The organism is Stenotrophomonas sp. YJH_SMC_54 (genome assembly GCF_059368435.1).
This window is the reverse complement of sequence record NZ_JCAFRS010000004.1, coordinates 301589-312786: the sequence shown is the minus strand read 5'-3', so window position 1 is coordinate 312786 and position 11198 is coordinate 301589. Positions and strand designations below refer to the sequence as shown.

Genomic DNA, 11198 nt, shown 5'->3' with positions numbered 1-11198 from the left:
GGGAGACCGTGGACCGGTAGTGCCGGCCGCTGGCCGGCAACCGCATTGATTCCACCACACTGGGATGCCGGCCAGCGGCCGGCACTACCGGGCATCAGCCCAGCGCTTCGGCCACGGCGCGGAAGACCTGCTGCATCTGCAGCGGCTTGTGCAGCACATGCACCTCTACGCCGTCCGGGAAGGCATCGGCCGCGACCGGCACTGCCGGGTCTTCCAGTACCAGTGCCGGGCCGCGATAGCCCAACGTCGCCATCTCGCCCAGCAGCTGGCTGGCCGGCAGCAGCTTGGAGCCGGCATCGGCAATCACCAGCGCGGGCATCGCCTCCTGCTGCATCCAGCGCAGCGCTGCCGGCCCATCGGAGGCCAACTGCAGCTGGTAGCCCTGGCTGGACAGCGCATTGCCCAGCAGCGATAGACGCGTGGCTTCGCCATCGACCACCAGGATCGATTGGCCGCTGCCCAAGGCCACCAGCTGTTCGATCGGCTCGCTGCCATCGATGGCCTCGTGCATCGGCAGGCGCAGTTCGAAGCAGGTGCCCTGCCCCGGCTGGCTGCTGACGTGAATGCTGCCGCCGGCACCTTCAACGATGCGCTTGCAGGAAATCAGCCCCAGGCCAGTGCCGTCGGCCTTGGTGGTGAAGAACGGATTGAACAGGTGCGACAGCGTGTCCGCATCCATGCCGATGCCTTCGTCGGCGACCCGTATGTGCATCCAGTCCACGCCATCGCGATGGCCGGCATGGCTGGCAGTCAGGCTCAGGCGACCACCGTTGGGCATCGCCTGTATCGCGTTGAGTGCGAGGTTCAGCATCACCTGCTGCAGTTCGGTGTAGTTGGCGTCGACCACCAGGCCTTCGTCCTGCACCTGCAACTCCAGGCGCACCGCATCAGGCACGTTGCTGCGCAACAGCAGTGCCACCGCATCGAACAGGCCATCGATCTCGATGCGCTCGCTCGGCTTGCGCGAACCGCGCACGAACGACAGCATCGATTCGGCCATCTCATGGCCACGGCGGCCGCACTCGGCGATGACATCGGCCAGGTGGTGCAGCTGCGGATCGTCGGTACGCGCCTTCAGCAGGTCCGGCATGATCAGCAACGGCTGCAGGATGTTGCGCAGGTCGTGGCTGAGCCCGGCTGCGAGCAGCGACAGGCTTTCCAGGCGCTGTGCGCGCATCAGCTCGGTTTCCACCCGTGCGCGCTCGATCGCGCTGCGTGCATCGCGGATCGCACGTGCCACCGCCGACGGCAGGCGCGCCGGCTGGTGCTTGATGATGTAGTCATTGGCGCCCTTCTGCAGCGCCGCCACCGCATTCTCCTCACCCATGGTGCCGGAGACGAAGATGAAGGGTATTTCCGGCGAGGTCTCGCGCACGATGCGCAGCGCATCATCACCGGAAAACCCCGGCATGCTCAGGTCGGACAGCACGATGTCCGGCTGGAACGCGGCCAGTGCCTGGCGCAGTTCGGCCTCGCTCTCGACACGCTCGAAGCGGGCCTCCAGGCCCGCATCGAGCATCTGTTCGGACATCAGCTCGGCATCTTCCGGTGAGTCCTCCACCAGCAGGATGCGCAGCGCCCCCAGGGCGGGACCGGTCAAGGGCATGGGCTCACTCGAGTTCCGGTGCCTGGTTGATCAACGCCCAGAACTTGCCCAGCGTCTGTACGGCGCCGAAGAACTGGTCCACGTCCACTGGCTTGACCACATAAGCATTCACGCCCATGTCCCAGCTCCGGGCCAGATCGCTTTCCTCGCGCGAGGACGACAGGATCACCACCGGCAGGCGCTTGAGCTCTTCGTGTTCGCGGATCTGCCGCAATACTTCCAGGCCATCCATGCGCGGCATCTTGATATCCAGCAGCAGCACCGCCGGCAGGCCTTCCTCGCGGTTGGCGAAAGCACCACGGCGCAACAGGTAGTCCATCACTTCCACGCCATCCTCGACGTGCACGATGGGGTTGGCCAGACGCGCCTCTTCCAGGGCGTCGATCGCCATTTCGGCGTCGGCCGGGCTGTCTTCGGCGAGAAGAATGGTGCGCAAAGTGGTCATGCAGAAGGCCCTTGTTTGTCCGCATCGATCGCGGGAGGCAGGTAGAAGTGGAAGGTGGCGCCGACGTCCGGTTCAGCCTCGGCCCAGATACGGCCGCCATGACGGGTGAGCACGCGGCGCACGCTGGCCAGGCCGATGCCGGTACCCGGGTAGTCGCTGGCCTTGTGCAGACGCTGGAAGACACCAAACAGCTTGCCGGCGTAGGCCATGTCAAAGCCTGCACCATTGTCGCTGACCGTGAACTGATGACCGCCGTCAGGCTGCGGCTGGTAGTCCACGCGAATCTTCGCCGGTTCGCGGTTGCCCGAGTACTTCACCGCGTTGCCGAGCAGGTTCAGCCAGACCTGGCGGATCATGTTCTCATCGCCGACCACGATCGGCAGCGGCGCGATGCTCCACTCCACCTGGTGCACATGGCCACTGTTCTCCGCCTCGGCCTGCAGGTTGGAATCGAGCATGGCGCGGGTATCGGCCACCAGCGACTGCATGTCCACCGCCTGCTGGCGCATCGCCGCGCGGCCCAGGCGCGAGTAGACCAGCAGGTCATCGATCAGCGCCGCCATGCGCCGGGCCGAACTGGAGATCACGTCCAGGTAATGACGGCTCTTGTCATCGGCAGCGTCGCCGAGGTGGCGCGACAGCTTGTCGGAGAATCCGGCGACGTGGCGCAGCGGTGCGCGCAGGTCATGCGAGACCGAGTAGCTGAAGGCCTCCAGCTCGCGGTTGACCTCGGACACCTGCGCGACCTTGCCTTCCAGCTGGCGGTTGAGCTCTTCAACGCGCAGCTGGACTGCGCGTTGCATGGTGACATCGCTGACCGTCAGCAGCACCACTTCATCATCGGTATCGGGCAGCGGCATGCGCCGTGCGTTCAGCAGCATGTAGCGCGCCATGCCGTCGGCGGTGCGCTGTTCGTGCTCGAAATCCCACAGCTCGCGGCCGCGCAGCAGCACGTCGGACAGGCGTTGGCGCACGACGGCGTCCTTCCAGGCACCGTCGCCGACGTTTTCCAGCAGCAGGCCATCGGCGCGTTCGTCCTGCAGCCCGTACAGCTCGGCGAAGGCGGGGTTATGCAACTGCACGCGCAGGTCGCGGTCGAGCAGCACGATGGGTTCGCGCACGGTCTGCAACACCGATGCCGCGCGTGCCGCCGAGCGCAGCGATTGGCGTTCGGCGTGCAGGCGCCGCCCGATCTGCCGCTGCAGGAGCCAAAGCACCAGGCCGAGCAGTCCCAGCTGGATCACCAGCGAACTCCAAGACACCAGCTCGGTCTGCTTGCGCTGGCGCGCCGCCTGCTCGGCCCGCAGTGTCAACAGTTGCTGTTCGCTGGCCTGGAGTTCTTCCACCAGGCCACGGATCGGATAGCGCGTGCTCAGGTCCTTCACCAGCTCGCGTTGATCGCTGTTGGGTTCAGATCTGGCCAGCTCGCGGGCAAGCGCCATCCTTCCTTCCAGCATCGATTCGATACGGCCGATGCGGATCAGCTGGTCGGGGTTGTCGCGGGTCATCCGCCCCAGTTCGGCCAAGCGACCGGGAATGTCGTTGGCTGCGGCCATGCGCTCACGCAGCCCGGGTGCGTCCACGCCCTTGGACAGCGTCAATGCGGCCGATTCGACGTCGCGCACATCAGCCTGGAGCTGCTGCAGGGCCACGCCCACCGCCTGGGTATGGTTGACCCAGGCCATTGCCTGCTCGTTGTCCTGCTGCAGTTTGCGCAGGGTCAACCACGGCACCACGATGATCGCTGCGGCCGCCAGCGCCAGGGCCGGCAACCGCCAGCGGTCCCAGATGTCGTCACTGAAAACCAGCGCCATAGTTCCTCTTCAGCACGGCCGCAGGGCGTCGGCCGGACCCTGTCCGGCTGCGGCGGAACCGGCAATATAGCGCAGGCGGTCACAACGCAGGGGTTTCCCCCCTGGTTGGCTGAACAGGTTCGCAGTCCTCAGACCTGTAGAGCCGGGCCATGCTCGGCTGCCTTGGAGTTCCAGCCGAACATGGCCGCGGCCCTACAGCTCAACGTGCGCCCCGCGAGGGGGCGCCCAACGGGTTCAGCGCTTGGCGGCAGCGCTGACCTTCAATGCGGCTGCATCAACGCGGGTCACGCCCTTGATGCCCTTGGCGGTGGTGACGGCCTTGTCCTTCTCGGCCTGGCTCGCTACGGCACCACTCAGGCTGACCACGCCGTTCACGGTTTCCACCTTGATTTCGGTACCCGGAACGTTGCTGCTGGCGAGCAGGTCGGCCTTCACCTTGGTGGTGATCCAGGTATCGGTCACCGGCTCGTTGGAATCGTGGCGATCAGCATGGGTCGCCGGGTGCGCGCTGGTCGGCGGGCTCTTCGCGGCCGGATCCTTGGCGAATGCGGCCGAGGAGGACAGCGCCAGGCCCAGCGTCAGGGCGGAGGCAATCAGCGTGCGGGTCGTATTGCTCATCGTGTCGTACTCCTTCGGAATGTGCTGCCAGTCTGGACAAACCGGCGTAGAGCAGGCGTGGCGTTGCGGTCATGCCGCTGTGAATCGGGCTACCTGCAACGCCAACCGTTCAGCTTTGGCCCGTGAGCCCGCGTCGTTTACCCTGCCCTTCCCACTGCCGGAGCTCTGTCATGCGCCCCGACCTGCAACTGGCCCTGATCGGCTACGGCCTCGCCGGCCGTGTCTTCCACGCACCGCTGATCCAGCACACACCCGGCCTGGTGCTGCACAGCATCGTCAGTTCGCAGCGAGACACGTTGCTGCGCGCGTTCAGCGACGTGCACGTGCGTGCCACGCCGCAGGAGGTGTTCGACGACCCGGCCGTGGATGCCGTAGTGATCGCCACGCCCAATGAACAGCACGCGCCGCTGGCGATCGCAGCGCTGGCCGCCGGCAAGCACGTGCTGGTCGACAAGCCGTTCGCGCTGGATGTCGCTGAAGCCGAAGCCGTTCTGGCTGCGGCACGCGATGCCGGACGCATCGCCACCGTCTTCCAGAACCGGCGCTTCGATGCCGACTTCCTCACGCTGCAGGCGCTGCTTGCGGACGGGACACTGGGCGACATCGCCGAGTGCCATGTGCATTTCGATCGCTATCGCCCGCAGGTGCGTGACCGCTGGCGCGAGCAGGACGGTCCCGGCAGTGGCCTGTGGTACGACCTGGGCCCGCACCTGCTGGACCAGATGCTGGTGCTGTTCGGCTGGCCCGAAGCGATCGATGCTGATCTGGCCGTGCAGCGCGATGGCGGCAGCGCCATCGATTACTTCCACGCCGTGCTGCACTACCCGCGGCATCGCGCGATCGTGCATTCCGGTTCCCTGGTGGCAGCTCCCACGCCGCATTTCAGCGTGCATGGCAGCAAGGCCAGTTGGATCAAGCACGGCCTGGATGTACAGGAAGCGCAGCTGCGCCGCGGTGTGGCGCCCGGTGCACCCGGCTGGGGCATCGACCCGCGGCATGGCGAGCTGGTGCGCTGTGATGCCGAGGACAACGTGCAGCGCGGCACCGTCGACAATCTGCCCGGTGACTACCGTCGGTTGTATGCGCAGTTCGCCGCGGCCATGCATGGCGACTGCGAAGCCACGGTCGATCCGGTGCAGGCGCTGCAGCTGATGCGGCTGCTGCAGGCAGGCATGGACAGTGCGCGCGAAGGGCGGCGGATCGCGTTGGGGTGATCGGCAGGGTTGCGCCCTGCACCCGTGGTAGTGCCGGCCGCTGGCCGGCAACCTCAACAGCAACGGCAAAAACCGGCAATCCGTGAGATGGCAGGATGGGTCCGGTTGCGGGAGCCGGACCCACCCCGCCTTCGACAGAGTCCCGCGCCCGACGGTAGGTGTCGACCTTGGTCGACACATCGACGTGGAAGCCATCGGAGACGGCTTTGGCAGAGTCGAGCCATGCTCGACTGCCTGCATGGGGTCAGAGCCCTTTCCTACGGAAAGGGATCCGACCCCGGCTTCGTGCTTACGATTTCTTGATCGCGTGGCCGCCGAATTCGTTGCGCATCGCCGACAGCAGGCGGTCGGTGAACGAATTGGATTCGCGCGAGCGCAGGCGTTCCAGCAGCGACAGGGTGATCACCGGTGCCGGCACATCGAGCGCGATCGCTTCGGCCACGGTCCAGCGGCCTTCACCGGAGTCCTCCACGTACGGCGCGATGCCATCCAGCGACGGATTGCGCTTGAGGGCTTCGGTGCTCAGGTCCAGCAGCCACGAGCGCACCACGCTGCCGTGGCGCCAGACTTCGGCCACCTGGGCCAGGTCCAGTTCCATTTCCTGCTTGCGCTCCATCAGCGCGAAGCCCTCCGCGTAGGCCTGCATCATTCCGTACTCGATGCCGTTGTGGACCATCTTGGTGAAGTGGCCAGCGCCGGACGGGCCGACACGACCCCAGCCACGGTCTTCGGCCGGTGCCAGCGTGCGCAGCAGCGGTGCGATCTGCTCCACCACCGCCGCTTCACCACCGACCATCAGGCTGTAGCCTTCCTGCAGGCCCCACACGCCACCGCTGGTGCCGCAGTCGACGTAGCCCAGGTCGTCTTCGGCCAGCGCCTTGGCGCGACGGATCGAGTCCTGGTAGTTGGAGTTGCCGCCGTCGATGACGATGTCACCCTCGGCCAGGTGCGGAGTCAGCTGACCCAGGGTCTGGTCGACGGTTTCGCCGGCCGGCACCATCAGCCACACCACGCGCGGCACCGGCAGCGCGGCCACCGCGGCGGCCAGCGAATCGACCACCTCCAGGCCGGCCTCGGCGGCGCGCTGGCGGGCACCTTCGCCCGGGTCGTAGCCGACGACGCGGTGGCCGCCGCGATGCAGGCGCTGGGCCATGTTGGCGCCCATGCGGCCGAGGCCGATCATTGCAATATCCATTGTTTCACCTTCAGTTGGGGTCTAGGGTCAGGCTGCCTGGCCTGCCGGTAGCCGCGCAGTGGCGCAGCTGCGCCTCGCGCCAACGCCGGTAGAGCGTGGTATGCAGATTGTGCACCGCCAGGTCGATCGAAAAGGGGGTTCGCGGGTTGCGGTCAAGCAGGCGGGCGATGTGGTAGCCGATGGGACGTATACCGCGCGGATGCACATAGATCACGAACTGCTGGTAGAACGGATCGTCCAGCAGGCGGTCCATGCGTGCCAGCGTGGCGTGGTAGCGCGGTTCCAGCCGTGCACGAAGGTCCGGGTCGCGCTCGAACAACAGGCGTTCGAAGTAGCGCCGGCCGATACGCGGGATGTCCTGCGCCAGCGCCCACAGCTCGGCATTGCGCTGGTCGTACCAGGCAAGGCCGCCGTGCGCGGCCAACGCCTGCGCGGCCTCCTCGCCCACCGACACCACCACGAAGTTTTCGGCCTGGTTGCTCAGGTCGTCCAGCGTGCCCTTGTCGTACACATGTTCGATGAAACCAGGCACACCGACGAAGGCCTGGCGGCCCATCGCCGAGGTGCGCACCGCCTTGCCATCGGCGAAGTAGTCACCGGCGTGTGCGCCAAGCAGGATGCTGTCGGTATCGTGCAGCGCGAGGAACGTACCGATCGACAGTTCTTCTGCGGAGAATCCAGCGTCGAAGGCCGCATCGCCATACAGCTCGCGCTGTGTGGCCAGTTGTGCGACCTGGCGACCGACTCCACATTCGGCGCGCACATTGCCGCTGTAGAACGCCTGCAGCGCCTGGCTGTTGCCCGTAATGGGCACGAAACCACGGCCGAAGCTTCGCGTGCGCTGCCAGCCTTGCGCCTGTTCGCCGTGCAGGCCGAAGCCGATCCAACCGAGCTGCAGGCCAGAGAAGCGGAATCCTGCATTGCCCTGCAGTGCAGCAGCGGCACGTTGCGTGGCTGCACCCAGCTGGAAGGCGTAGGCGCAAACCGTAGCCGGGTCGTCCAGCACCTGCTGCAGCAACGCCTTGCGCGCTGCAGCGGGCATGTCCGCCGGCCATTGCACGCGCAGATCGCCTGCCGCCTGAGCCTCCGGCAGCGACGCGCGGGTGCACACAGGGCCACCATGCACCTGCGGTGCACCGATCGCGCGTGTTTCGAAGTGCCACCCCAGGCGCTGCAGCAGGCCTTGTGTACAGTCCAGCGGCGTGGCTGCCGCGCCCAGCGCGGGCAGCAGCAGGGCCACGCCCATCCATCTGCCGCGCACGTTCAATCCTGGTCCGTGCTCGCCGGTGCGGGCTCCGGGGTTGTGGCCACAGGCGGAACGGGCTTGCCTGCCTCCGCCGGAAGGTACTGCTGCAGGCGCTGGAAGAAGCGACGATAGAACTCAGCATCGGTAACCGTGCTGCTGGCCACTTTCACCAGCGAGTCGTCATTGCTGCCGAACGGCAGCGATACAGATCCGAGCGCACCGACGCCAACACTGGCCGAGGTCGGACTCTTCTTCAACGCATAGCGATCCTGCACGGCACTGACGAATACCAGTGTCTGGCTCCCGCGCGGTGCGCAGGAAATACGCAGCACCAGCTGCTCGTGATCGTCCTCGCGCGGCTGGAAGTTCTTGTTGCCTTCCACCTGAGCCGCGTCGGAACGGGCGATGGCATAGCCCTGGCTGAGCAGGGTGCGCCGTGCGGCCTCGCAGGCGTCACCGGGACGGCCATCGACGGTGCGCGAGAAAGTGTCGCCGGAATCAAAGGATTCGCGAAGCAACGTGCTGTCAGCAGCGCGGCCACCACAGGCCGACAGGATCAGGGCGCTGGCGAGCGCCACGGCAACACTGGAAAGACGGGAGGCCCGCATGGGTACTCCTGCGAGGACGGTACCGCCAAGGGTAGTCCTGCGGCCGTGTGCGGCAGGTCGAAAGTACGCCCGCCAGCCCCCGCCGTTGCTGCCGGTTCATGCACGGAAAAGGGGGGACGGAGGGGATTAAGTCGTTTGTGGCACTTCGCCCCGCCACGCATGGCACGGCGCTACCGTGAACGAGGTCCCCCAAACGAAAAAAAGGGCCGGCAATGCCGGCCCCTCGGGTATCACATGCCGTCGCCGGCTCAGTCCGCCCAGCGGCCGGCACCGGTGGACTGCGGCAGCACCTGCGCCGACAGCGGGCGGTCGTTGGCCAGCAGGTTCACCGCGTCGGCCAGGATCGAGGCTGACTCGCGCAGCAGCGGGTCCGGGCGCTTTTCGGCAGCCTTCTCGCGCGCGGCATCCTTGACGATGTCGCGCTCGTTGCCGGTCAGGCCGTCATCGCTGCTGTCATCGGCCAGCGGGTCCAGGGCCAGGCCCAGCTCCTTGCGCTGCACCTGGCGCTCCTTGCGCTGGGTATCCTGGCGCTCGCGCTCAGCGCGACGGGTCGCCTCGTTGAGCGAGATGTACTTCTTCGCCGCTTCGGTGCGGAACTGCTGCACGTCCTCGTTCCACCACTGGAACTCCTTGTCGGTGGCGATGCGCGCGTCGTGACGGGTTTCCAGCTTCGGCAGCAACGGCGCGAAGTTGCCGTACTGGGTGTGCGGCACGGCGGCGATGCGGGTCCACGGCAGTGCGTTGTCGTAGGTGCTCTCGCCGAACTCGGTGGCATCGACGCTGGCCGGGAAGGCCAGGTCCGGCACCACACCCTTGTGCTGGGTGCTGCTGCCGCTGATGCGGAAGAACTGGGCAATGGTCAGCTTGACCTGGCCGAAGCGCTGGGTCTCGCCGCTCGGCCAGCGGTCAAGGTCGACGATGTTCTGTACGGTGCCCTTGCCGAAGCTGGTTTCACCGATCACCAGGCCGCGACCGTAGTCCTGGATGGCGCCAGCGAAGATCTCCGAGGCCGAGGCCGAACCACGGTTGATCAGCACCGCCAGCGGGCCATCCCACGCCACGCCCTGGTTGCGGTCGCTGTTGACGGTGACGCGGCCACCGGATTCGCGCACCTGCACAACCGGCCCCTGTTCGATGAACAGGCCGGTCAGTTCGATCGCTTCATCCAGCGAACCACCGCCGTTGTTGCGCAGGTCCAGCACCACGCCGTCCAGCTTGTCGTTCTTGAAGCCGGCCAGCAGCTTGGCCACGTCGCGGGTGGCCGAGGCGTAGTCGGCGGCATTGCGGCGACGGCCTTCGAAGTCCTGGTAGAAGGTCGGCAGCTTGATCACACCGATCCTGCGTGCCGGCTCGCCGTTGGCAGCCGGGATGGTCATGGTCTCCCCCTTGGCGGCCTGTTCGGCCAGGCGCACCTTCTGGCGGGTCAGCACCAGGGTGTGGTGCTTGCCATCGGCGCCTTCGGCAGCCGGGATGAATTCCAGCTTGACCTGGGTGTCCTTGGCGCCGCGGATCTTGGCCACGACATCGTCGATGCGCCAGCCGATCACGTCCTCGACCAGGCCGGACTTGCCCTGGCCAACGCCGACGATGCGGTCACCCGGCTTCAGCGTGCCATCCACCGCGGCCGGGCCACCGGCAATGATCTCGCGGATGACCACCACATCGTCCTGGCGCTGCAGCTGCGCACCGATGCCTTCCAGCGACAGCGACATCGCCTGGTTGAAGTTCTCGGCGGTGCGTGGGGTGAAGTAATCCGTGTGCGGGTCAACGGCACTGGTGTACGAATTCATGAAGAACTGGAAGACGTCTTCGCCCTTCAGTTCATTGACCGACTTCTCCAGCGTCGCGTAGCGCTTGTCCAGCGTCTTGCGGATGTCATCCGGCTTCTTGCCGGCCAGCTTCAGGCGCAGCCAATCGTTCTTCACCGACTTGCGCCACAGCTCATCGAGCTCGGCACTGCTGGCCGCCCACGGCACCTTCTTGCGGTCGTACTCGAAGCGCTCGTCGGTGGTGAAGTCCGGCTCCTGCTTGAGCAGCTTGCGCGCGTACGCCACGCGCTCGCCGACGCGCTGCTTGTAGACAGCGAACACCTGGAACGCCGGCTCCAGCTCGCCGCCCCGGATGGCCGAGGCGATGTTGGCCTCGAACGGTGCGAAGCGCGCCACGTCGGCCTGGGTGAAGTACTGCTTGCCACCGTCAAGCGTTTCGAGATAGCGCTTGAACACGTCCTTGGAGGTGGCCTCGTCCAGCGCGCGCGGGCGGTAGGCGTAGCGGCTGTCGGACAGCAGGCCGTACACCAGTTTGGAGGTGGTCACCTGGTCGGCGGTGGCCGCCGCGGGCAATGCGGGCGAGTCGGCCTTGGCCGCCAACGCCAGTGGCGCGACCAGCGCCAGGGCCATCAGGAATGCGGGGGCTTTGAATTTCATTGACGTGCTCGAAGGCGCCTTGCCAA

The 11198-nt window shown here is 66.5% G+C and carries 9 protein-coding genes; 1 reads left to right on the top strand and 8 read right to left on the bottom strand.

The genetic code is table 11. The annotated features are described in order from the left end of the window. Positions 1-94 precede the first annotated feature (94 nt). The 4 genes from AC5P5S_RS07115 to AC5P5S_RS07100 all read right to left on the bottom strand — a co-directional run bounded on the left by AC5P5S_RS07115 (position 95) and on the right by AC5P5S_RS07100 (position 4483). A complete protein-coding gene (locus tag AC5P5S_RS07115) occupies positions 95-1606 on the bottom strand; it encodes an ATP-binding protein (protein WP_005414498.1) in 1512 nt (503 codons plus the stop codon). Positions 1607-1610: 4 nt separating this feature from the next. After that, positions 1611-2051, bottom strand: a complete 441-nt coding sequence (locus AC5P5S_RS07110) for a response regulator (RefSeq protein WP_005411057.1) — start codon at positions 2049-2051, stop codon at positions 1611-1613. Next, entirely contained in the window at positions 2048-3865 is a 1818-nt protein-coding gene (locus AC5P5S_RS07105) for a sensor histidine kinase (RefSeq protein WP_043034000.1), read from the bottom strand. Before AC5P5S_RS07105 ends, AC5P5S_RS07110 begins: the two co-directional genes overlap by 4 nt. Before the next feature lie 234 nt (positions 3866-4099). Continuing rightward, entirely contained in the window at positions 4100-4483 is a 384-nt protein-coding gene (locus tag AC5P5S_RS07100; protein WP_005411059.1) for a BON domain-containing protein, read from the bottom strand. 170 nt (positions 4484-4653) lie between these two features. Here AC5P5S_RS07100 and AC5P5S_RS07095 point away from each other — a divergent pair, with 170 nt between their 5' ends. Continuing rightward, complete coding sequence (locus AC5P5S_RS07095) at positions 4654-5697, top strand: oxidoreductase (protein WP_012481283.1); 1044 nt, start codon at positions 4654-4656, stop codon at positions 5695-5697. 289 nt (positions 5698-5986) lie between these two features. Here AC5P5S_RS07095 and gnd read toward each other — a convergent pair whose 3' ends face one another. From gnd to AC5P5S_RS07075, 4 genes are all read right to left on the bottom strand, one after another. After that, positions 5987-6892: a phosphogluconate dehydrogenase (NAD(+)-dependent, decarboxylating) gene (gene gnd / locus AC5P5S_RS07090; RefSeq protein ID WP_005411061.1), complete on the bottom strand. Its 906-nt coding sequence runs from the start codon at positions 6890-6892 to the stop codon at positions 5987-5989. A 10-nt stretch (positions 6893-6902) separates the two neighbouring features. Continuing rightward, on the bottom strand, positions 6903-8138 hold the full coding sequence (locus AC5P5S_RS07085) for a hypothetical protein (protein WP_062605621.1): 1236 nt from the start codon (positions 8136-8138) through the stop codon (positions 6903-6905). A 17-nt stretch (positions 8139-8155) separates the two neighbouring features. Then, complete coding sequence (locus tag AC5P5S_RS07080) at positions 8156-8746, bottom strand: DUF2242 domain-containing protein (protein ID WP_005411063.1); 591 nt, start codon at positions 8744-8746, stop codon at positions 8156-8158. 248 nt (positions 8747-8994) lie between these two features. Further along, complete coding sequence (locus AC5P5S_RS07075; RefSeq protein ID WP_005411064.1) at positions 8995-11172, bottom strand: carboxy terminal-processing peptidase; 2178 nt, start codon at positions 11170-11172, stop codon at positions 8995-8997. Positions 11173-11198: the final 26 nt, after the last annotated feature.